Source organism: Streptomyces sp. NRRL F-4489, assembly GCF_001509485.1.
Lineage (GTDB): Bacteria > Actinomycetota > Actinomycetes > Streptomycetales > Streptomycetaceae > Streptomyces.
The window spans coordinates 61,127-81,680 of the sequence record NZ_LLZI01000046.1 but is presented as its reverse complement, the minus strand read 5'-3'; the positions used below and the strand labels follow the sequence as shown (position 1 = coordinate 81,680).

The following is a 20,554-nucleotide window of genomic DNA, read 5'->3' as shown; positions in this document are numbered from 1 at the left end:
TGGCTCCGATCGGAGGGTGCTGGTATCTCCCACTGATCGTCGCCAACGCCCTCACCCCCAGCCATCGTTCGCACGAAGGGTCCGACTCCCCCGCGCGGCGGAGCCGGGGAGTCGAAAGGGTGCGGGGCGGTTGCCCCTGGTGCGGCGCCGGCCAGGACCACGTCGGCCGGATATCGGCCGCCCGGCGGGACTGTCGGTGATCCATAGACGAAATGTCGGCGACCGCTGAAACCGTGGGCCTCCCCTCCCCCGAGGGAACGGCCGCAGCCGCCTGCAACAGCAAACGGGAGCCCCGCCACCATGGCCTCAACATCCCCCACTCCCCCCTGGAACGTCGACCAGCTACCCCGTGCCGATGGCCGCGTCTTCCTGATCACCGGCGGCAACGCCGGCATCGGCTACTTCGTCGCGGAGCAGCTGTCGGCGACCGGCGCCACCGTCGTCCTCGGCAGCCGGAATCCCGTGAAGGCCGAGACCGCCATGGCGTCGATCCGTGCGCGTGTCCCCGGTGCGCGGGTGCGGGCCGTACGGCTGGACCTCGCCGACCTCTCGTCGCTCGAAGCGGCAGTGGAATCGCTGAATATCGAGCACCTTGACGCGGTCGTCCACAACGCCGGCGTCGCGCTTGACAACCCGCCGCGCGAGGAGACCAGCGACGGCCATGAGCTCATGTTCGGCACGAACCACCTCGGGCACTTCGCGTTGACCCGGTGGCTGATGCCGCTGCTCTCGGCCGCGCCGGCGGCCCGCGTGGTGACCATGGGCAGCTTCGCGGCGAAGTCCGAACGGCTCGACCTGGACGACCTTCAGTCCCGGAAGGACTACCGGCCCAAGCGCACCTACGGACGCTCCAAGCTGGCCCAGATGTACTTCGGCGTCGAACTCGACCGCCGCCTGCGCTCCGCCGGCAGCACGGTGGCCAGCGTGGTGGTCCACCCCGGCGGCGCACTGGACTCCCTCACCCCTTCCCGCCCACCGGTCCACGTCCGAACCACCGCCGCACGGCTGGGCGCGGCGCCCGCGGCCCTCCTCGTCCAGGGCAAGCACGCCGGCGCATGGCCCGCGGTCCGAGCCGTCCTCGACCCGGCCGTGCGCGGGGGCCAGCTATGGGGCCCGCGCCACTTCGGCCTGCGCGGCGAACCCCGGCGCGAACCCCTGTGGAACCACCTCACCGACCCCACCCTCGCGGCGCAACTATGGGACACCAGCTGCGACTTGACCGGCACCGACCTCAGCGCCTTCGCCGGCCGAATCGGGCACATCTGACGCCGTAGCGGCGCGTAAGCCTGGCGCGCGGGCGGTGCGAGGAGATGCGCTGTGCCGCGGACGGAGGTGCGACGCGGCTGATGACGCCCCGCCCGGGATGGCGCCCCTCCTACGGGCGGGGCTGCGACCGGGGGCCCTTGGTGTTGCCGCCGGGGGGAGCGGCCGCGTGGAGAGCCGCGGTCAGATAGCGCTGAATGGCGTCCAATTCCCCAGGGGTGAAGTCCTCGGCGGTCTCGACCAGGTTGGCGATGAGCGGACCGAAGAACGCCCAGCCCACCTCAACCGCTTTCTGCTCCACCGCCAACAGCACCCGTCGCCGGTCGCGTTCATCGCGCCGGCGGCGGACCAGCCCCAGGCGCTCCAGCCGGTCGAGCAGGGCGGTGGTGCCCGCCGAGTTGAGCCGCAGCGCCTCGCCGAGCCGCCCCGGGGTGAGGGTGGCGCCCGCCCGCTCGGCGTCGAGCAGGCAGATCAGGGCCCGCAGATCGGTCGGGTGCAGGCCGTTCCGCCCGGCGAACTCAGCTCCGCGCAGCCCGAATTCGACGGTCACCGCGCGCAGGAGGTGCACCAGCCGCATCGCTGTCGATATCTCCTCACTCACTCATCTAGTATCTCGCCGAACGAGAGAATTGGCCAACGGGACGATGTGCGAGGGGTTCACCGTGTCCGCATCCCAGGAGTTCTTCACCGCCTACGACGCATTGCTCGCCCGCTGGCCCGCCGGCACCACCGAGATCGACGTTCCCACCCCGTACGGCACCACGCGCGTCCACGCCTACGGGCCCGCCGACGCCACCCCGCTGGTCCTCCTCCACGGCGGCGGCTCCACCGGGCCGGTCTGGTTCGCCAACGCCCACGCGCTCGGCACCCGGCACCGGGTACTCGCCGTCGACATCCTCGGCGACGCCGGCCGCAGCGTCCGCGAGGGCCGTCCGCTGCGCACCACCGCCGACCTGATGGACTGGCTGGACGCGCTGCTCGACGGCCTCGGTACCTCCCGCGTGCACCTGCTGGGCCATTCCTACGGCGCCTGGATCGCCCTGACGTACGCCCTGCACGCCGCGCGGCGGGTGGACCGGCTGGTACTGCTCGACCCGACCCAGTGCTTCGCCGGCTACCGCCCCGCCTTCCTCCTGCGGTCGCTGCCGCTACTGGTCCGCCCGACGGTCACCCGCGCTCTCGCCTACCTGGACCGCGAGACGGCGGGCACGGACACCGACCCCGCCTGGAAGCGCCTCTACGCCCTGGGAGCCTCCGCCTTCCCGGACCGCAAGCTCGTCATCGGCCGCCGCCCGACTCCCACCGCGTGCGCGGCGCTGCACGTCCCCGTCCTGATCCTCCTCGCCGGCCGCAGCGCCGCCCACCACGCGCCCAAGGTCGCGGCCCGCGCCCGCAAAGCCGTACCGCACGCCCGGATCGAGACCCTCCCCGATCTCACCCACTACGCCCTCCCCACCGCCGCACCCGCCGAGACCAACCGCCGAATCACCGACTTCCTGACGGCCGACGAGGCCACAACACCCCCGGCCACCCCGGACACCGCGGCCTGAGGCGTACCTACCCCGGCCACCCCACAGGCGCCGGCTCGGCGGCTATGACCTCAGCGTCACCCGCACCCCAGGCGATGCCTTCCAACGAGCGGGAAACCCACGACTGCACCCCGTTCACCGCCGAGATGGACGCGATTCGGGTGCCCAGGAGCGGCCCGGGACGCCCACGGCCCCGGACCCGCCCATGCCATTTGACGGCAGCTCCTAGGCGAGCCAACGCTCCGTGCACAACGAGTGGGCAGAGAGCGGGACCCAGTGCTCAGTACTTGCGGCGATCCCTCGCCTTGCGCACGTGAGAACTCTCCCATTGGCTCGCCGACCGGGGAACGCTCCATAAGGAATCGGCAGCTATTGGCTGTGGTTTCGGCCAACCTTCCGGCTCCAGTAGGCAAGGCTGTGGCTGGCGACTGCATCACAAGAGGCTGAGTGGAAGCGTTGAACGAGACGTCGCGGTGCGGAAGGCACCCCTCCCCCGGCTCAGCAAAGTCACGACCACCAGGGACCTATCTCCCACCGGATCGCGAACAGCTTCCCCTCTTGGCGCGTCCCAGACCGCGATATATTGGCCGCGTTCCCACGTTGTCGCGTACAGTGACAAGCCGCGAGCCTCGGGGGAAGCTCATGCATGGTCCTCGAGTGCCGTGAAACGGTGGAACACGGGGAATTTGGGGGGACCATGTCGACGAACCGCGTCGATCCGGCCACGCTGCGCGCAGCTGCCACTCATGGCGAAGAAATGCATTCGGGCCTGGTGACATCACTCAGCAGACTGGACGCGGCTCATCAAGGACTCCCAGGAGGCGCAGCGGGGTTTGAATACACAGACTTCGGAAAGTTTCTCGACGGCATCCAAACGACTCACCAGGGTGACCGGCCGCATGTGACTGCCATCGGCCATAGTTACGGGTCATTCACGCTGGGCCAGGCGGCCCAGCGCGAGGGCGGCATTCCGGTGGACGACATCATCCTCGTAGGCAGTCCTGGGACGGGAGCAGATAAAGCCGCAGATCTCGGCCTGAGCCCAGATCATGTGTGGGCGGGAGCAGCCGAGTCCGATCCCATTACCCACCTCCCCTCAAAGAGCGAGGTCGGCTTCGGTGTCGTCGGCGGCCAATTCGGCGCGGGCATCGCCCATCTGGCTGACCCACACGAACTGTGGTTCGGCCAGGACCCAGCGAGTGCGGAGTTCGGCGGCAACCGATTCTCAGTGGACTTCGGCATTCCCCCCAATTCGCATTCCGACTACTTCGACGAAGAAGACGGCAGCGGCGGCGAGTCGTTGAGAAATATGGGAAGAATCGTATCCGGCCATCCGGAAAAAGTTACCCGGCAAGGTGCGCGATAGTGAGGATTCGCCAGCTTCCAATCTGCCTCGCAGTCATCTGCGCTGCTCTCATCACCGGAACCACCACCGGCTGTTCGATCATCCGCGGCGACGAACCTGAACCGATACTCGGTGTTGAACAAGCAGTCAGGCGTGTCGATTCCACTCTGGACGACACATTTGAAGCGGTGCACCCCCGACTCCAGTGGCGCCAAGGGCCAGCACACCTAACGGAACGCAAAAACTCTCTCACCAATAAGTCGACCGGAGAGGTTGGCGTTTCCAGGCAACGCTACGTGCGGACCAAAGTCTCAACGGCGAAGCTTGTCAAGCTGATCGAGACCGTCCGGCACCACTGGATCAAAGAGGGTTTTGAGGTGCATGTCGTAGACCCTCGAACCCCGACCCTCTCGGGCAAGGCGCCGGATGGCCGTGGTGTCAACATCACGGTCAGCGCATTCGGTGACGTCGAGATCTCCGCAGGTATTGGCGCCCGGTCCGACCAACGCAGCGGTGACATCCCCGGGGAGGGCGGCGACGCCTTCCCCAAGGCGCGCGATGGCGGACCGGACTACACGCCAGACAGGCGAGATCCGTACTGGTCCGCCTGAGGTCATGCGGGTGTCTCGTCCGATTGGAGGGGGCGTTCCTTCGACGACAGGGTCTCAAGACCCCTCCCCCGCCGCCGCGTTGCAGGCGTCGATCAGGGTGCGGAGGCCGGGGGACGGGGGGTCGGGGCGGACGGCCAGGTAGGTGCGTATGAGGGGTTGGGGGTTGCGCAGGGGGCGGAAGACGACGCCGGGGACGGGGAGTTGGTCGGCGTGCGGGGCGTAGAAGACGGTCCAGGACGGGGTGGCGGCGTAGCCGATGGCGGCGAGGGTGTCCTGGGCGTTGGTGAATTCGGGGCCGAGGACGGGCTCGTGGCCGGCCGCTCGGCAGGAGCGGAGGATCAGGTCGTGGAGGGCGGGGTTGCGGGCGGGTGGGGAGATCCGCAGCGGCAGGCCGGCGAGCGCGGACATCTCGACGGTCTCCCGGGCGGCGAGGGGGTGGCCGGCGGGCAGCGCCGCCATCAGCGCGTCCTGCCACAGGGGCAGGAACTCCAGGCCGGGATCGGTGCGTTCACCTCGTAGGAGGGTGGCGTCGAGGTCGCCGGCGCGGACCTTCGCCAGCCGTTCGTCGGTGCTGCCGGTGACGAGTTCCAGCTGGGCCCGCCCGGCGGTGCGGGTGAAGGCGGCGAGGATGGCGTCCAGCCGCGCGCCCAGCCCGGAGCTGGTGCCCAGCCGCACCGTCGCGGCCCGCTCGGCGCGCAGTTCGTCCAGCGCCTCCCGGGCGCGGGCCTGGAGGGCGAGCATCTCCCGGGCGTAGGGCAGCAGCCGGTGGCCGGCCTCGGTGAGCCGGACCGAGCGGGTGGAGCGGGCGAAGAGCTCGGTGCCCAGCTCCCGTTCGAGCCGGCGGAGCTGCTGGCTGACCGCGGACTGCACGATGTGCAACCGCTCGGCGGCCCGGCCGAAGTGCAGCTCCTCGGCGACGGTGAGGAAGTAGCGCAGCTGCCGGATCTCCATGGCCCCCGGTCCCCCGCGACCTGCCCGGCCGCGTATTGATCAGTGTTCGCGATCAGTGTAGGCGCGGATCGCTTGTTGGCCGGTGGGCGGGGGCGCGGTTGGGTGGGGTCATCGGCACCGACCGCGGCCGTGCGGCCGGCGCAGAGAGGAGAGCCCCGTGCCCAGTCTGGACGTCAACGAAACCACGCTTTACTACGAGGACGAGGGGACCGGGCCCGCGCTGCTGTTCCTGCACGGGTGGGGCACCAGCGGGCGGGTGTGGGGCGCGCAGCTGCCCGAGTTCACCCGGGACCACCGGGTGGTCACCGTCGACTGGCGGGGCTGTGGACGGTCGGCCCGGCCCGTGCGGGGCAACACCCTGGCCGGGGTGGTGAACGATCTGGTGGCGCTGATCGGCGCGCTGGGGCTGGACCGGCCGGTGGTCGTCGGCTCGTCGGTCGGCGGCGCCTTCGGTACTGAACTCGCGGTACGCAGGCCGGAGTTGGTAGCCGGCGTGGTGCCGGTGGGCGCGCCTGGGTACTGGCCGACGGCCGAGGGCCAGGCGGAGCTGGTGGCGCGGCTGCGCCGGGACCGGGCCGGGACGGTCGCGGACTGGGTGCCCGGGTGGTACGCGCCGGGCACCTCGCCCGCGCTGATCGACTGGACGGTCCGGCAGATTCTGGACTCCGGGGTCCACATTGACGACCACCAGATCACCGCCGCCGGCTACGACCCGCGCCCGGCCCTGCCCGCACTGCGGGTGCCGATCCATTACATCCACGGCGAACTGGACGCCGCGATCCCCGTGGCGGTGGCCCGCGAGTGCGCCGCCCTCACACCCGGCGGCCGGCTCACCGTCGTCCCCGGCGCCGGCCACATGCCGCACCAGGAGCGCCCCGAGGCGTTCAACTCCGCGCTGCGGGCCGCGCTCGCGCGGATGACGCCGATCACCCGGGACACCGCCCGAACCACTGCCTGACCACCGCCACCCCACCCCCACCCCTCCTGTTGACCGCTTTCCCGCGATTGACCGCTTCCCCATGAAGGAGACACCCCCATGCCCACCACCCGCACCCAGCTCAGCGGCGGTCCGGCCGAGGTCGCGTACGACCGCACCGGCACCGGGCCCGGCCTGGTCCTCGTACACGGCACCGGCGCCACCCGCGAGCAGTGGCAGCCGCTGACGGCGGCGGTCGCCGACCGGTTCACCGTGGTCGCCCCGGACCTGTCGGGCTCCGGCGGCACCACCGACCACGGCGGGCCGCTCACCCTCGCCGACCTCGCCGAGGAGGTGCTGTCCGCCGCCGACGACGCCGGTCTGGAGAGCTTCGATCTCGTCGGCCACTCGCTCGGCGCCGCGGTCGCCACCCATCTCGCCGCACACCACCCGGAACGCGTCAACTCACTGGCCGTGCACGCCGGTTGGGCGCACACCGACACCCGGCTCCGGGCCGAGTTCGAATACTGGCTGGCGCTGCTCGACGCCGACGCGCGGCACGGCACCACGCACTTCGCCCGGATGCTGCCGCTGGCGGCGTTCGGCCCCCGGTACTGGGAGCGCACCAGCGCCGAGGAGAACGAGGAGCTGGTCCGGGCGCTGGCCGCCGGCCTGGCGCCCGGCATCGCGCGGCAGACCGAGGTGGACCTGACGGTGGACCTGCGGGCGGCGCTCGGCCGGATCGCCGCGCCGACGCTGGTGCTGGCCAGCGCCCACGACCGGATCATGAGCACGGACCAGCAACGCGCGCTGCTGGCCGGAATCCCGCACGCCCGGTACGCGGAGATCGACGCAGGCCACGGCGCACCGGCCGAGGCCCCGGCCGACTTCACGGCCCTGATCGCGGCCTTCCTGGACGAACACCGGGGCGCCGACGCGCCGTCCGTATCGTCACAGGAACCAGCAGCGGCGGCGCGGGGGTGAGCGATTGGGGCCGGGCGCGGACGCAGACTGGGGCGGGGCGGGGCGGCGTGGGGTAGGGAGCGGCGGCCGATCCTCCCGCCCCCAGTCGGCACCCCTACAACCAGGAGAAGACATTGAGCGACGGCATCACGTGGCTGGCCGACGCCTGGCGGGGAGACGCCCCCGGCCTGTTCGTCACCTTCGCACGCGGTATCAGCCCGGGCGACCTCGTTGTCCGGCTCGGCGCCCGGCCCGGAGACGTGCTCGGCCCGATCACCTCAGCCGAGGCCGAGCGGCTGACGTTCAACGACCGCGAATCAGCCCGAGTCGCCCGCTTCGGTGAATGCGCGGGCTGGTCATACGCGGTGGAGCAGGGCTGGCCCTCCAAGGCTTGGTGGGCACACCCCGACGTGTCCGCCGGCGGAGTCGAAGTCTTGCACCTGACCCCGAAGCCGGACGACCCGCCCAGGGAGTGCTGGTACTACCGCGACGGCCAAACGGTCGGTCGCTTCGGCATCGGCGACACCCCGGACGAGGCGATGGGGTTCCTGCTCCCGGCGTTCGGGGAAGCCGGACTCCTCGACGATGACGTGAGCGAGGAGTTCGACTCGTTGCGTGCGACCCTGGCCGCGGTGCAGCAGCACTTCGGACTGTCCCTGCCCCGCCGGGAAATCCTGACCGGCCGGCTGCCCGCAGCGGTGACCGCGGCCGTGCCGCCGGACAACCTGGGGGACTGACGAGCAGGCCGTGAGCGATGCGGCCGGTCCCCGCCGAGGCATACACGCGAGCCGCGGGAATGAATCTCCGGATCTCGTGGCTGTCGATCATGCCGGGTGATCACAAGTGCCCGGCTCCGTCTGTGCAGCCTTGAGGGAGAGTCAGCAGCATGTCCGTTACACAGCCTGCCGCCGAGCGCGTGCGCGTCTCCGCGGAACCCGACTGGTACGAGTCGGCCGGCATATCGCTCGGCATCCGGGTCGGGAACTTGGTCTTCACCTCAGGGCAGGCGCCGATTGACGCCCAGGGAGCCACGATCGGCGCGGGGGACTTCGAGGCGCAAGCCCGCCAGGCGCTCGCCAACCTGTCGACGGTCCTCACCAACGCGGGCTCCAGCCTCGCCGACGTGGTCAAGGCGACCGTGTTCGTCACGGACATCGCGCAGCAGGACGTCTTCGCCAAGTTGCGCGCGGAATACTTTCCGGTCAAGCCTCACCTCGCGGAGTCGTTCGTGGAGGTCTCCGCACTGGCCAATCCCGAGTGGATGATCGAGATCGAGGCCATTGGACTCGTCCGGTGATGGTGGGTACGTACAGGCTCTTCGGAGATCCGCCGGACAGGCTCTAAGCTGCCGCGCATGCATCCCGTAACGATCAAGGAACCCGGCGGCGACCGGCCGCAGCACGTCATCCTGGGCGCCGAGGAGTTGGCCGCCGACCCGGGGCTCGCCGATGAGTTCGCCGGCTCTGTCCACCGGATCCTGGCCGAACTGGTCGGTGGGGGCGCGGCCCTTGGGTGGGTCGAGCCGCCCGGGCGGGACGAGGTGGGCGTGCTGGTCGGGCGGGTGCTCGACGCGGTACGGGCGGGCGATGGCGCGCTGCGTGCCGCGTACGACGGGCGCGCCCTGGTCGGGTTGGGCTACTGGCTGCGCTACGACCGCCCCACCCACCGCCCGCACGCCGATCTGGAGAAGGTCGCGGTGGCCGCTGCCGCGCACGGCCGGGGGATCGGCCGGTCGCTGACCGGCGCCCTGATCGCCGACGCCCGGGCGGCGGGCATCGAGGTCCTGACCCTCGACGCCCGCGGCGACAACACCCACGCCCTGCGGCTCTACCGCTCGCTGGGCTTCCGCGAGTACGGCCGGCTCCCCGCCTTCGTCGCCGTGGGCGAACGCCGTTGGGACAAGGTGTTCTACATGCTGGATTTGCGCACGGCGGAGGACACCCCCTAGGAGGCGGGCGCGGGATCCGGGGAGGTGGGCCGGCGGCGGAGGCGGAAGAGTTCGCGGGGGGTGCGGCCGCCGGCCAGGCACCAGAGCGCGATCACGGGGTCGCAGATCGCGCAGCCCAGTGAGGAGTCGTGGGCGAAGGGGATCAGGGGGTTGCCCTTCAGGTGGTGGACGACGTCCCAGGCGGTGTGCAGCAGCCAGCCGATGCCGATGAACGTCCACGAGTCCAGGCCGCGGTAGGCGACATACGTGACGAGCGCGGTGAAGGGGAACTCCCAGCCGCCCATGCCGCCGCCGCTGAGGTAGGCGGCGCCGGCGCCGGCGACCATGAGGGCGTTGACGCGCCGCCGGTGCGGTTCGTGGATCAGGGACATCAGCAGGGCGTAGAGGACGCCGATACCGATCGGCAGGACGTAGGAGATGAGGTACGGCACGCGCGGGGCCTTTCGTGGAGTGGGACGGGCCCGGCACGCGGTCCGCGGGCGGTGTGCCCGGTGCGTGCGGGGCCGGTCCTGACGGTAGAGAGGCCCGGGCGCGCGTCCCAGGGGGATTGGCGACAGGGTTCAACGGGTTCCCGCCAGGGGTTGTTGCCTGGCAATTCTTGCCTGGGGCTGGGGCTGGGGCTGCTTGCCTGGGGCCTCATGCATGGGGCTTCTTGTCTGGGAGCCGTCTGGGGCGCGCCGGGTCCGGGGCCGCGCTGGGCCGCCGCGGTGTTACGGCGTACCGTCCAGACCAAGGCGGCCGGCGGACGCGCGGGCCGTACGACGGAGACGACAGGAGAGCCCCGATGCGTATCGCGCTGTGCCAGATGACCTCGTCGGCCGACCCGCGGGAGAATCTCGCGCGGGTGGCGGAGCAGGTGCGCCGGGCGGCGGCGGAGGGCGCGCGGCTGGCGGTGCTGCCGGAGGCGTCGATGGTGCGCTTCGGGGTGCCGCTGGGGCCGGTGGCCGAGCCGCTGGACGGGCCGTGGGCGGAGGGTGTGCGGGCGGTGGCCCGGGAGACCGGGGTGACGGTGGTGGCGGGGATGTTCACGCCGGCGCCGGACGGCCGGGTCGCCAACACCCTGCTGGCCACCGGCCCCGGCGTGGAGGAGTCCTACGACAAGATCCACCTCTACGACGCCTTCGGCTTCCGCGAATCGGACACCGTGGCCCCGGGCGACCGGGTGGTGACGATCGAGGTCGAGGGCGTCCGGGTGGGCCTGGCGACCTGCTACGACCTGCGGTTCCCTGAGCTGTTCCGGGCCCATGCGGAGGCCGGGGCGGCGCTGTCGGTGCTGCCCGCGTCGTGGGGCGCCGGCCCCGGCAAGCGGGCCCAGTGGGACCTGCTGGTGCGGGCCCGGGCGCTGGACGCGGGCGTGTGGGTGGCCGCGGTCGGCCAGGCAGCACCCGACCAGGACGCCGATCCGGAGGTGCCGACCAAGGCGCCGAACGGCGTCGGGCACAGTGCGCTGGTCGGCCCAGACGGAACGGTACGGGCCCGGCTCGGCGGCGCGCCGGGGCTGCTGGTCGGCGAGGTGGACCCGGAGGAGGCCGAGCGGGTCCGGCGGGCGGTGGCGGTGCTGGACAACCGGCGGCTGTAGCGGGGGGGCGGCACGCCCAGGCACCCGGGCGCCCCGAGCCCGGCCAGGCACCGGGCCCGGCCAGGCACCGGCCCCGCCCCTCAACCGGCGGGCGCCTCGGCCCCGGTCGCCCGGGTCGGCGCGTCCCGCAGCCCCAGCCGCAGATGCTCCACGTGGTACAGCGCCTGGTCGAGCAGTTCCGCGACGTGGTGGTCGTAGAGCGCGTAGACGATCGACCGGCCGTTGCGTTCGCCGCTGACCAGGCCGAGGTTGCGCAGCAGGCGCAGCTGGTGGGAGCAGGCGGACTGCTCCATGCCCACGGCGGCGGCGAGGTCGCCGACCGCGCACGGGCCCTCCTGGAGGCGGGCGAGGATCCGCAGGCGGGACGGGGTGGAGAGGGCCTGGAGGGTGGCGGCGACGTCCGCTGCCCCTACGGCGTCCAGGCGTTCGCGGGTGGTGGCGCTGCCGGTGTCATCGATTCGTCCATGGCCCATGGGAGCCATCCTAGGAGTCCGGGCATCCACATCACGGATTAGATGAAGAGTTGTTCATTCGTTCCTGTACGGTGAGGGGTGTTGCCGCCGTCCCCTGCCCGTGGAGGGTCGTTCCGCCATGCCCGCTGCCACCACCTCGCGGCCCGCGCCGCCGGCCGCCGCCACCCCCCGGACCGCCGTCCGCCGCACCCGGGTGTTCGCGCTGGCCGAGGCGCGCTGGGCCGCCTGCGCCACCCTCGCCTTCCTGCTGGGACTGGCCCTCCAGCTCACCGGCGCGCCGGCCTGGGCCTGGGGCCCGCTGTACGCGGTCGCGTACGCGGCGGGCGGCTGGGAGCCGGCCTGGGCCGGGCTCCAGGCGCTCAAGGAGCGCACCCTCGACGTCGACCTGCTGATGATCGTCGCGGCGCTCGGGGCGGCGGCGATCGGCCAGGTCATGGACGGTGCGCTGCTGATCGTCATCTTCGCCACCTCCGGCGCGCTGGAGGCGCTGGCCACCGCCCGCACCCAGGACTCGGTGCGCGGGCTGCTCGACCTCGCGCCCGCCACGGCCACCCGGCTGACCGCGGACGGCGGCGAGGAGACGGTGGCCACCGCCGCGCTGGCGGTCGGCGACACGATCCTGGTCCGCCCCGGTGAGCGGATCGGCGCCGACGGCCGGGTGGTGGCGGGGACCGGCGAGGTCGACCAGGCCACCATCACCGGCGAACCGCTGCCGGTGGCCAAGGAGCCCGGCGACGAGGTGTTCGCCGGCACCCTCAACGGCCTGGGCGCGCTCCGGGTGGCCGTCGAACGGGACCCGGCGGATTCGGTCCTGGCCCGGATCGTGGCGATGGTCGCCGAGGCGTCCGAGACCAAGGCGCCGACCCAGCTGTTCATCGAGAAGGTCGAGCAGCGGTACTCGGTCGGCGTGGTCGCCGTCACCCTGGCCGTCTTCGCGGTGCCGCTGCTGCTGGGCGCGGATCTGACCGGCGCGCTGCTGCGGGCCATGACCTTCATGATCGTCGCCTCGCCGTGCGCGGTGGTGCTGGCGACCATGCCGCCGCTGCTGTCGGCCATCGCCAACGCCGGACGCCACGGCGTACTGGTCAAGTCGGCGGTGGTGATGGAACGGCTCGGCCAGGTGGACGCGGCCGCGCTCGACAAGACCGGCACGCTGACCGAGGGCACGCCCCGGGTGACCGCGATCCGGCCGCTGCCCGGCACCGGGCTGTCCGAGGACGCGCTGCTGACCCTGGCGGCCGCCGCCGAACACCCCAGTGAGCACCCGCTGGCCCGCGCGATCACCGGCGCCGCCCGCGCCCGCGACGGCGCCCTGCCCGCCGCCGAGGACTTCACCTCCTCCCCCGGCACGGGCGTACGGGCCCGGGTCGGCGGCGCCCTGATCGAGGTCGGGGCTCCGGCCCGCCTGTTGACGGAGGGCGACCCGGCGAGCCCCGAACTAGCCGACGTTGTCGCCGAGTTGGAGGAGTCCGGTCACACCGCCGTGCTGGTGCGGCGGGACGGCGCCCCGGTCGGCGTCCTCGGGATCGCGGACCGGCTGCGCCCGGACGCCGCCCCGGCGGTGGCCGCGCTGGGCGCCCTCACCGGGCGGCCGCCGGCCCTGCTCACCGGCGACAACCCCCGCGCCGCCGCCCGGCTCGCCGCCGAGGCCGGTATCACCGACGTCCGGGCCGGGCTGCTGCCCCAGGACAAGGTCGCCGCCGTACGGGAGCGGGAAGCGGCCGGCCACCGGGTACTGGTGGTCGGCGACGGGGTGAACGACGCCCCGGCGCTGGCCGCCGCGCACACCGGTGTCGCCATGGGCCGGGCCGGTTCGGATCTCGCGCTGGAGACCGCCGACGCGGTGATCGTCCGGGACGAACTCGCCACCGTACCGGCCGTGGTGCGCCTCTCCCGCGCCGCCCGCAAGCTGGTCGTGCAGAACCTCGTCATCGCCTCGGTCTTCATCTCCGGCCTGGTGGTCTGGGATCTGGTCGGCGAACTCCCCCTGCCGCTGGGCGTCCTGGGCCACGAGGGCTCCACGGTGATCGTGGGCCTGAACGGCCTGCGGCTGCTCCGCGAGGCCGCCTGGCGCCGGGCCGCGGCACCGGCAGGGAATGAATAGGCCGCCAATGCCATCATGATCCCGTGCCGTTCAATCACAACGACCACTACCACGACCTGCTGCTGCGTGAGCTTCCGGCGGGGTGCCGGCGCGCCCTCGATGTGGGCTGCGGCACCGGGGCGTTCGCCCGGAAGCTGGCGTCCCGGGGCATCGAGGTGGACGCCATCGACACGGACGCGGAGGTCATCACCGCCGCGCGGGCCCAGGCCGCCCCGCTCGCCCTGCCCGGCGAACTCACCTTCCAGCAGGCGGACATCGGGCGGGTGTCGCTGCCGCCCGGCACCTACGACTACATCGCGTGCCTGGCCAGCATCCACCACGTCCCATTCGAGACGGTACGCAAGCTCCGCGAGGCGCTGACGGACGGCGGGGTGCTGGTGATCCTGGGCTGCTACCAGGAGACCACCCCCGCCGACTACCTCACCGCCCTCGCGGCCTCTCCCTTGAACGCCGTCTGCCGCCTGATGACGTTCCTCCGCGAACGCCTCACCGGCGCCGGCCCCCAACCCCCGTCCGCTCCCGTCGCGGACCCCGTTATGCCCCTGGCCGCCATCCGCAAGCGCGCCGCCGCCGAACTCCCGCACTGCCGCGTCCGCCGCCTGCTCTTCTGGCGCTACCTCCTGGTCTTCCGCAACGAGCGGAGGACGCGGGCGACACAGTGATGGCCCGCCCGGCGCGCCCCCGGCCCGTTCCGTCAGACGCCGCCGTCGCCCGACAACCGGTCGGTGACCCAGGCGTGGAAGGAACCGATGTGGTGTTCGCTGGGGACGAGGACGCCGCCGTCGCGGTAGGCGCGGGAGTCCATGGCGGGCTGGGTGCGCTCGCAGGCGGCGAAGTCCTGGGCGTTGACGCGGTGGAAGAGTTCGACGGACTTGGCGGTGTCGGCGCCGGACGCGACGACCTCGGGGAGGTAGAGCCAGTCGCAGGCGACCCGGGTGCGGTCGGGGGCGAGCGGGAACATCCGGTGCACGATGACGTGGTCGGGGACGAGGTTGAGGAAGACCTGCGGGCGGATGGTCACCGCGTAGTAGCGGCGGTCCTGGCTGTCCTCGATCCCGGGCAGGCGGCCGAAACCGGCGCTGCCGTCCACGGTGAAGCCCTCCGCCTCGTCGGCGAACGCGGCGCCGTGGCCGACGTAGGACTGGGCCGCGTAGCCGTCCGCGAACTCCGGCAGGACATCGGTGAGTTCGGGGTGGATGGTGGCGCAGTGGTAGCACTCCATGAAGTTCTCGACGATGAGCTTCCAGTTGGCCCGGACGTCGTAGTCGATCCGGCGGCCGAGGGCCAGGGTCTCGGTGCGGTAGCGGTCCAGCGCGGCGGCGTCGCCCAGCCGCTCGGCGGCCGCGCCGACGACGGTGTCCTCGAAGGACGGCGGGTCGTCGGCCAGGCACACCCAGGCATAGCCGAGCCACTCCCGCAGCGGGACGGTGACCAGACCGCGTTCGGTGCGGTCGAGGTCGGGCATGCGCTGGAGGTTGGGCGCGGCGATCAGCCGGCCGTCCAGATCGTAGGTCCAGGCGTGGTACGGGCACTGGAGGCTGCGGCGGACGGTGCCGGACTCCTCGGTGCACAGCTGGGCGCCGCGGTGCCGGCAGACGTTGAGGAAGGCGCGCAGCCGCCCGGCGCGGTCGCGGGTGATCAGGACGCTCTCCCGGCCGACGCGGACGGTGCGGAAGGCACCGGGCCGGGGCAGGTCGGTGGTGCGGACCGCGCAGATCCACAGCCGTTCGAAGATCAGCTCCTGTTCGCGCCGGAAGAGGCCGGGGTCGGTGTAGCTGCGGCCGGGGAGGGTGCGGATCAGGCTGGGCGTGGTCATGGCTGCTCTCCTCGTCAGGCGGGTGAGGCGGCGCGGCGGCGGGGGTCGAAGAGATCGATGGGGTGCGCGGTGGTCCCGGTGAGCGCGAGGTCGGCGAGGATCTCCCCGACGACGGGGACGAACTTGAAGCCGTGGCCGGAGAATCCGCACGCGACGGTGGTGGTGTCCGGGTGCGCCGGGTGCCGGGTGATCACGAAGTGTTCGTCCGGGGTGTTGGAGTACATGCAGGTGGCGGCCTTCAGGAAGCGGCCGGGGAGGGTGGGCAGGCGCGGGGCCACCTGGTCGGCCATGGCGCGCACCTCGTGGTCGTGGACGGTGCGGTCGATGGTGTCGGGGGTGCAGGCGGTGCCGTTGCGGAAGAAGGCGACCTTGGCGCCGCCGCCGGGGCCGTCGATGGCGGGGAAGCCGTAGATCTGGACGCCGCGGGGGTCCTCCCAGATGTAGATGGGGTGGCGGTCGGCGGTGTAGGGCGCGGTGCCGCCCTCAGGGGCGAACCAGTACATGAGGTGGCGTTCGATGCTGACGGGGACGCCGAGGTCGGTGAGGAGGTCCGGCGCCCAGGCACCGGGGCAGATCACCAACTGCCCTGCCGTGTAGGCGTTCTCATGGGTGTGGACGCGGACGCCGGCGCCGCCGGGCAGTTCCTCCCAGCGGGTGGCGGGCTCCTCGAAGTGCAGGTCGGCGCCGTCCCGGACGGCGAGCTGGAGGTGCGCGGCGACGGTGTTCTCGGGGCGGAGGAAACCGGCCCGCGCCTCGTAGAGGGCGACCTCGTCGGCGGCGGGGGCGAGGGTTGGGAAGCGGCGGCGGATCTCGGGGGCGTCGAGCATCTCGTGCGGGAGGTCCCACTGGCGGGCGGAGGCCAGGCTGCCGCGGACGGTGCGGCTGTCGGGGCGGCCGACCATCACCCCGCCGCAGAGCGTGGCGATCGGCCGACCGGTGTCGCGCTCCAGCTTGCCGTACAGCTCGTAGGCGCGCAGCAGCAGCGGGACGTAGGCGGGGTCCTCGAAGTAGGACTGGCGGGTGATCCGGGAACCGCCGTGGCTGGAGCCGCGGTGGTGGACGGGCCCGAACTTCTCCAGCCCGAGGACCCGGGCGCCGCGGGCGGCGAGGTGGTGGGCGGCGGCGCTGCCCATCCCGCCGAGGCCGAGGACGATGACGTCGTAGGTGGGGGCCATGAGGCTGTGCGGCTCCTTCGGTCGTACGGGGGCGGGTGCGGAGGGGTTGGCGGGGAGCAGGCCGGGGACGACCAACGGCCATACCCCGCACGGCAGTTGCGTTAGCGGCGGATGCGTTCCCTCCCCGGATCCACCAGCGGCTCCTCGGCCACGGTGGCGGGCAGTGGCTTGCCGAAGTACTCGATGTGCACGGCCGTGCCGGGGACCGCGGCGGCGGCCGGCAGCCAGGCATAAGCGATGCAGCGGCCGATGGTGTAGCCATAGCCGGCGGAGGTGACATAGCCGGCCGGGGCGCCGTCGAGGAGGACGGGTTCGCTGCCGAGGACGACGGCGGCGGGGTCGTCGAGGGTGAGGCAGGTGAGCTTGCGGGTGAGGGGGGCGGTGTCGAGGCCGCTCAGGGCGGCGCGGCCGGTGAAGTCGCCCTTGCCGGGGCGGACGGCGAAGCCGAGGCCGGCCTCGTAGGGGTGGTGTTCGGTGGTCATGTCGGCTCCCCAGGCACGGTAGCCCTTCTCCAGGCGGAGGCTGTTGAACGCGCTGCGCCCGGCCGCGACCACACCGTGCGCCTGCCCCGCTTCCCACAGCGTGTCCCACAGGCGCAGTCCGAGGTCGGCGGTGGTGTACAGCTCCCAGCCCAGTTCGCCGACGTAGCTCACGCGGAGCGCGGTGACCGGGACGTGGCCGAGGTAGGTGTGCCTGGCCCGGAAGTAGCCGAAGGCGTCGTGCGAGAAGTCGTCGCGGGTCAGCGGCTGGACCAGGTCGCGGGCGAGCGGGCCCCAGACACCGACGCAGCAGGTGCCGGAGGTGACGTCCCGAACGCTCACACCGTCCGGGGCGTGCCGCAGCAGCCAGTCGAGGTCGGCCGGGCTGTTGGCGCCGATCTGGAAATGGTCGGGGCCGAGGCGGGCCACGGTGAGGTCGGAACGGATACCGCCGGCCTCGTCCAGGAGCAGGGTGTAGGTGACCGAGCCGGGCTTCTTGCGGAGCTGATTGGTCGTCATGCACTGGAGGAAGTCCAGCGCGCCGGGGCCGGTGACCTCCAGGCGGCGCAGCGGGGTCATGTCGTAGAGGGCGACGCGTTCGCGGGTGGCGGCGGCCTCGGCGGCGGCGATCGGGGACCAGTAGCGGGCGGACCAGGCGTCCCGTTCGGGCAGCCGGATGCCGTTGGCGAGCGGGGCGTTGGCCTCGTACCAGTGGGGGCGTTCCCAGCCGCCGGACTCCAGGAAGTACGCGCCCAGTTCTCGCTGGCGGGGGTGGAAGGGGCTGGTGCGCAGCGGGCGGGGCTGCTCGATGGGCTGGAGGGGGTGGAGGACGTCGTAGACCTCGATGAAGTTCTGTGCGCCGCGCTGCTCGGTGTACGCGGGTGAGCGCTGGGCGTCCTCGAAGCGGGTGAGGTCGCAGGTGTGCACGTCGATGGCGGGGCGGCCGTCCGTCATCCACTGCGCGACGGCGCGGGCGACGCCGGCGGAGTGGGTGACCCACACCGCCTCGGCGAGCCAGAAGCCGCGCAGGGCGCGGGATTCGCCGAGGACCGGCATACCGTCGGGGGTGAAGGAGAAGACGCCGTTGAAGCCGTGGGCGATCCGGGAGCGGCCGAGGGCGGGCAGCAGGGCGGCGCTGTCCCGCCAGCTGGGGGCGAAGTCCTCGGGCGTGAAGGGCAGCGCGGACGGCATGGCGGGCGCGTCGTCGTAGGCGGGGACGGTGAACGGGTCGACGGGGAGCGGACGGTGGGCGTACGAGCCGATGCCGAGCCGGCCGCCGGTGGCGTCGAGGTGTTCGCGGAAGTAGAGGTCGCGGTCCTGGTGGCGGAGGATCGGGCGGGCGGCCTCCTGGCCGGGACCGGTGTCGTCCAGGGCGGGCAGGAGGCCGCCGTCCGGGCTGTTGGGGGCGGCGAGTTCGGGCAGCGGTTCGGTGGTGGCGTATTGGTGGGCGAGCGGCAGCAGGGGGACGTCCACACCGGCGAGGGCGCCGATCACCGGGCCCCAGAAGCCGGCGGCGGAGACGATGTGGTCGGCGGGGAAGGTGCCGCGGTCGGTGACGACGCCGGTGACGCGGCCGGCGGCGCGTTCGATGCCGGTGACGGTGTGGCGGGCCAGGAAGCGGGCGCCGCGGCGTTCGGCGCGGGCCATCTGGGCGCGGCAGGCGGGCACCGCGCGGGCCAGGCCGTCGTCGGGGGTGTGGAAACCGCCGAGGATGCGGGTCTCGTCGAGCAGCGGCCAGAGTTTCCGGCACTGCTGGGGGTCGAGCAGCCGGCCGCGCACGCCCCAGGAGGCGGCCAGTCCGGCCTTGCGGTGCAGATCGGCCCAGCGGGCCTCGGTGGTGGCGACCTCCAGGCCGCCGACCGGGAGGAAGCAGGGCGCGCCGTCGACGCGCAGCGCGCCGAACTTCCGGACGGTGTACGCGGCGAACTCGGTCAGGGTCTTCGACGGGCTGGTCCGGAAGACCAGGCCGGGGGCGTGCGAGGTGGAGCCGCCGGGGGCGGGCAGCGGGCCCTGGTCGAGGACGGTGACGTGGTGCCAGCCGCGGGCGGTGAGTTCGTCGGCGAGCGAGCAGCCGACGATACCGGCGCCGATGATGACCACGCGGGCCTCGCGGGGGTCGGTCAGCGGGGCGGTCACAGGACCACCACCGAGCGCAGGACCCGGCCGGCCCGCATCCGGTCGAAGGCGGCCTCGACCTCGTCCAGGGCGATGGTCTCGGTGACGAAGCCGTTCAGGTCCAGCCGCCGGCTGAGGTAGCGGTCGATCAGGACGGGGAAGTCGCGGCTGGGCAGGCAGTCGCCGTACCAGGACGCCTTCAGGGCGCCGCCGCGGGAGAAGAGGTCGGTCAGCGGGAGTTCGACGGTCATGCCCGGCTCGGGGACGCCGACCTGGACGAGGGTGCCGGCCAGGTCGCGCATGTAGAAGCCCTGGCGGTAGGTCTCGGGGCGGCCGACCGCGTCGATGACGACGTCCGCGCCGTGGCCGCCGGTCAGCTCCCGGACGGCCTCGACGGGGTCGGTGCGGCGGGAGTTGACGGTATGGGTGGCGCCGAAGCGGATGGCGCCGTCGAGTTTGCCCTCGTCGATGTCGACGGCGATGATCCGGCGGGCGCCGGCGAACGAGGCGCCCGCGACGGCGGCGTTGCCGACCCCGCCGCAGCCGATGACCGCGACGGTGTCGCCGCTGCCGACCGCGCCGGTGTGCACGGCGGCGCCGTAGCCGGCCATCACCCCGCAGCCGATCAGCCCGGCCGCCTCGGGGCGGGCGGACGGATCGACCTTGACGGCCTGGCCGGCGGCGACCAGCGTCTTCTCGGCGAACGCGCCGATGCCGAGCGCCGGGGTGAGCGGGGTGCCGTCCGGCAGGGTCATCGGCTGGGCGGCGTTGCGGGAGTCGAAGCAGTACCAGGGGCGGCCGCGGCGGCAGGACCGGCAGTCGCCGCAGGGGGCGCGCCAGGCGAGGACCACGTAGTCGCCGGCGGCCAGGCCGGTGACGCCGTCGCCGACCTCCTCGACGGTCCCGGCCGCCTCGTGGCCGAGCAGGAAGGGGAACGCGTCGCCGACCGCGCCCTCGCGGTAGTGCAGATCGGTGTGGCAGACGCCGCACGCCTGGACGGCGACGAGGACTTCTCCGGGACCGGGATCGGGCACCACGATCGTCCGGGGACCGACGGGTGCGCCCTTTTCCGCCGCGACGACGGCATGGACTCGGTGTGGCATGCCTACCCCTCAGTGTTGCGCAGAGCACGACTGGTTGCGCGATGGGAGACATACTGGGAACGGCGTCTCGGCAGCGTCAAGAGGTGCGCGCCGGCCGCCGCGACCGATCCGCGACACCGGCGGGCGCACGGCCGCGCACGAACCGCGCATACGGCGGCGGGGCCGGATCCGAAGACCCGGCCCC

At 72.7% G+C, this 20,554-nt stretch carries 20 protein-coding genes; 12 read left to right on the top strand and 8 right to left on the bottom strand.

Annotation, left to right across the window (positions count from 1 at the left end; genetic code table 11):
• Nucleotides 1-300 precede the first annotated feature (300 nt).
• Complete coding sequence (locus ADL22_RS06475; protein WP_066974581.1) at nt 301-1,266, top strand: SDR family NAD(P)-dependent oxidoreductase; 966 nt, start codon at nt 301-303, stop codon at nt 1,264-1,266.
• Nucleotides 1,267-1,375: 109 nt separating this feature from the next.
• Here ADL22_RS06475 and ADL22_RS06470 read toward each other — a convergent pair whose 3' ends face one another.
• Nucleotides 1,376-1,840 carry a MarR family winged helix-turn-helix transcriptional regulator gene (locus ADL22_RS06470; protein ID WP_066974578.1) on the bottom strand — a complete coding sequence of 155 codons (465 nt, stop codon included), beginning with the start codon at nt 1,838-1,840 and terminating at the stop codon, nt 1,376-1,378.
• A 67-nt stretch (nt 1,841-1,907) separates the two neighbouring features.
• Here ADL22_RS06470 and ADL22_RS06465 point away from each other — a divergent pair, with 67 nt between their 5' ends.
• From ADL22_RS06465 to ADL22_RS35175, 3 genes are all read left to right on the top strand, one after another.
• Nucleotides 1,908-2,813 carry an alpha/beta fold hydrolase gene (locus tag ADL22_RS06465; RefSeq protein ID WP_066974576.1) on the top strand — a complete coding sequence of 302 codons (906 nt, stop codon included), beginning with the start codon at nt 1,908-1,910 and terminating at the stop codon, nt 2,811-2,813.
• A gap of 676 nt (nt 2,814-3,489) precedes the next feature.
• On the top strand, nt 3,490-4,158 hold the full coding sequence (locus tag ADL22_RS33585; RefSeq protein WP_159048589.1) for an alpha/beta hydrolase: 669 nt from the start codon (nt 3,490-3,492) through the stop codon (nt 4,156-4,158).
• Nucleotides 4,158-4,748, top strand: coding sequence for a hypothetical protein (locus ADL22_RS35175; RefSeq protein WP_159048588.1), 591 nt, complete (start codon nt 4,158-4,160; stop codon nt 4,746-4,748). The genes ADL22_RS33585 and ADL22_RS35175 overlap by 1 nt, the downstream gene beginning before the upstream one ends.
• Nucleotides 4,749-4,802: 54 nt before the next feature.
• Here the strand turns inward: ADL22_RS35175 and ADL22_RS06460 are convergent, their stop codons facing one another.
• Nucleotides 4,803-5,699 carry a LysR family transcriptional regulator gene (locus ADL22_RS06460; RefSeq protein WP_066974574.1) on the bottom strand — a complete coding sequence of 299 codons (897 nt, stop codon included), beginning with the start codon at nt 5,697-5,699 and terminating at the stop codon, nt 4,803-4,805.
• Between the two features lie 157 nt (nt 5,700-5,856).
• Between ADL22_RS06460 and ADL22_RS06455 the strand changes: the two genes are divergently transcribed.
• The 5 genes from ADL22_RS06455 to ADL22_RS06435 all read left to right on the top strand — a co-directional run bounded on the left by ADL22_RS06455 (nt 5,857) and on the right by ADL22_RS06435 (nt 9,526).
• Nucleotides 5,857-6,657, top strand: a complete 801-nt coding sequence (locus tag ADL22_RS06455) for an alpha/beta fold hydrolase (RefSeq protein WP_066974573.1) — start codon at nt 5,857-5,859, stop codon at nt 6,655-6,657.
• A gap of 78 nt (nt 6,658-6,735) precedes the next feature.
• Nucleotides 6,736-7,599: an alpha/beta fold hydrolase gene (locus ADL22_RS06450; protein ID WP_066974571.1), complete on the top strand. Its 864-nt coding sequence runs from the start codon at nt 6,736-6,738 to the stop codon at nt 7,597-7,599.
• A 113-nt stretch (nt 7,600-7,712) separates the two neighbouring features.
• Entirely contained in the window at nt 7,713-8,315 is a 603-nt protein-coding gene (locus ADL22_RS06445) for a hypothetical protein (RefSeq protein WP_066974569.1), read from the top strand.
• A 149-nt stretch (nt 8,316-8,464) separates the two neighbouring features.
• A complete protein-coding gene (locus tag ADL22_RS06440; protein ID WP_066974567.1) occupies nt 8,465-8,875 on the top strand; it encodes a RidA family protein in 411 nt (136 codons plus the stop codon).
• A 57-nt stretch (nt 8,876-8,932) separates the two neighbouring features.
• Nucleotides 8,933-9,526 (top strand): GNAT family N-acetyltransferase, encoded by a 594-nt coding sequence (locus ADL22_RS06435; RefSeq protein ID WP_066974565.1) that lies wholly within the window; start codon nt 8,933-8,935, stop codon nt 9,524-9,526.
• Here ADL22_RS06435 and ADL22_RS06430 read toward each other — a convergent pair.
• Nucleotides 9,523-9,945 carry a DUF6010 family protein gene (locus ADL22_RS06430; RefSeq protein ID WP_066974642.1) on the bottom strand — a complete coding sequence of 141 codons (423 nt, stop codon included), beginning with the start codon at nt 9,943-9,945 and terminating at the stop codon, nt 9,523-9,525. The genes ADL22_RS06435 and ADL22_RS06430 overlap by 4 nt on opposite strands.
• Nucleotides 9,946-10,310: 365 nt before the next feature.
• Between ADL22_RS06430 and ADL22_RS06425 the strand changes: the two genes are divergently transcribed.
• Nucleotides 10,311-11,105 carry a carbon-nitrogen hydrolase family protein gene (locus tag ADL22_RS06425; RefSeq protein ID WP_066974563.1) on the top strand — a complete coding sequence of 265 codons (795 nt, stop codon included), beginning with the start codon at nt 10,311-10,313 and terminating at the stop codon, nt 11,103-11,105.
• 80 nt (nt 11,106-11,185) lie between these two features.
• Here ADL22_RS06425 and ADL22_RS06420 read toward each other — a convergent pair whose 3' ends face one another.
• Nucleotides 11,186-11,578 carry an ArsR/SmtB family transcription factor gene (locus ADL22_RS06420; RefSeq protein WP_066974561.1) on the bottom strand — a complete coding sequence of 131 codons (393 nt, stop codon included), beginning with the start codon at nt 11,576-11,578 and terminating at the stop codon, nt 11,186-11,188.
• 118 nt (nt 11,579-11,696) lie between these two features.
• Between ADL22_RS06420 and ADL22_RS06415 the strand changes: the two genes are divergently transcribed.
• Together ADL22_RS06415 and ADL22_RS06410 are read left to right on the top strand one after the other, a co-directional pair.
• A complete protein-coding gene (locus tag ADL22_RS06415; protein WP_066974559.1) occupies nt 11,697-13,682 on the top strand; it encodes a heavy metal translocating P-type ATPase in 1,986 nt (661 codons plus the stop codon).
• 23 nt (nt 13,683-13,705) lie between these two features.
• The gene (locus tag ADL22_RS06410) at nt 13,706-14,344 is read left to right on the top strand and encodes a class I SAM-dependent methyltransferase (RefSeq protein ID WP_066974557.1); all 639 of its coding nucleotides are present in this window, start codon (nt 13,706-13,708) and stop codon (nt 14,342-14,344) included.
• A 32-nt stretch (nt 14,345-14,376) separates the two neighbouring features.
• Here the strand turns inward: ADL22_RS06410 and ADL22_RS06405 are convergent, their stop codons facing one another.
• The 4 genes from ADL22_RS06405 to ADL22_RS06390 form a co-directional block, all read right to left on the bottom strand.
• Nucleotides 14,377-15,498 carry an aromatic ring-hydroxylating oxygenase subunit alpha gene (locus tag ADL22_RS06405; protein WP_066974556.1) on the bottom strand — a complete coding sequence of 374 codons (1,122 nt, stop codon included), beginning with the start codon at nt 15,496-15,498 and terminating at the stop codon, nt 14,377-14,379.
• 14 nt (nt 15,499-15,512) lie between these two features.
• A complete protein-coding gene (gene solA, locus ADL22_RS06400; protein WP_066974555.1) occupies nt 15,513-16,673 on the bottom strand; it encodes an N-methyl-L-tryptophan oxidase in 1,161 nt (386 codons plus the stop codon).
• A gap of 101 nt (nt 16,674-16,774) precedes the next feature.
• Complete coding sequence (locus ADL22_RS06395; RefSeq protein ID WP_066974553.1) at nt 16,775-19,288, bottom strand: GcvT family protein; 2,514 nt, start codon at nt 19,286-19,288, stop codon at nt 16,775-16,777.
• Complete coding sequence (locus ADL22_RS06390; protein ID WP_066974551.1) at nt 19,285-20,370, bottom strand: S-(hydroxymethyl)mycothiol dehydrogenase; 1,086 nt, start codon at nt 20,368-20,370, stop codon at nt 19,285-19,287. The genes ADL22_RS06395 and ADL22_RS06390 overlap by 4 nt, the downstream gene beginning before the upstream one ends.
• Between the last annotated feature and the right edge of the window lie 184 nt (nt 20,371-20,554).

What these genes read in the sequence shown, in the direction of transcription:
- ADL22_RS06475 (WP_066974581.1), top strand. Translation starts at nt 301, where the DNA reads ATGGCCTCAACATCCCCCACTCCCCCCTGGAACGTCGACCAGCTACCC.
- ADL22_RS06470 (WP_066974578.1), bottom strand. Translation starts at nt 1,840, where the DNA reads ATGCGGCTGGTGCACCTCCTGCGCGCGGTGACCGTCGAATTCGGGCTG.
- ADL22_RS06465 (WP_066974576.1), top strand. Translation starts at nt 1,908, where the DNA reads ATGTGCGAGGGGTTCACCGTGTCCGCATCCCAGGAGTTCTTCACCGCC.
- ADL22_RS33585 (WP_159048589.1), top strand. Translation starts at nt 3,490, where the DNA reads ATGTCGACGAACCGCGTCGATCCGGCCACGCTGCGCGCAGCTGCCACT.
- ADL22_RS06460 (WP_066974574.1), bottom strand. Translation starts at nt 5,699, where the DNA reads ATGGAGATCCGGCAGCTGCGCTACTTCCTCACCGTCGCCGAGGAGCTG.
- ADL22_RS06450 (WP_066974571.1), top strand. Translation starts at nt 6,736, where the DNA reads ATGCCCACCACCCGCACCCAGCTCAGCGGCGGTCCGGCCGAGGTCGCG.
- ADL22_RS06440 (WP_066974567.1), top strand. Translation starts at nt 8,465, where the DNA reads ATGTCCGTTACACAGCCTGCCGCCGAGCGCGTGCGCGTCTCCGCGGAA.
- ADL22_RS06435 (WP_066974565.1), top strand. Translation starts at nt 8,933, where the DNA reads ATGCATCCCGTAACGATCAAGGAACCCGGCGGCGACCGGCCGCAGCAC.
- ADL22_RS06425 (WP_066974563.1), top strand. Translation starts at nt 10,311, where the DNA reads ATGCGTATCGCGCTGTGCCAGATGACCTCGTCGGCCGACCCGCGGGAG.
- ADL22_RS06420 (WP_066974561.1), bottom strand. Translation starts at nt 11,578, where the DNA reads ATGGGCCATGGACGAATCGATGACACCGGCAGCGCCACCACCCGCGAA.
- ADL22_RS06415 (WP_066974559.1), top strand. Translation starts at nt 11,697, where the DNA reads ATGCCCGCTGCCACCACCTCGCGGCCCGCGCCGCCGGCCGCCGCCACC.
- ADL22_RS06405 (WP_066974556.1), bottom strand. Translation starts at nt 15,498, where the DNA reads ATGACCACGCCCAGCCTGATCCGCACCCTCCCCGGCCGCAGCTACACC.
- solA (WP_066974555.1), bottom strand. Translation starts at nt 16,673, where the DNA reads ATGGCCCCCACCTACGACGTCATCGTCCTCGGCCTCGGCGGGATGGGC.
- ADL22_RS06390 (WP_066974551.1), bottom strand. Translation starts at nt 20,370, where the DNA reads ATGCCACACCGAGTCCATGCCGTCGTCGCGGCGGAAAAGGGCGCACCC.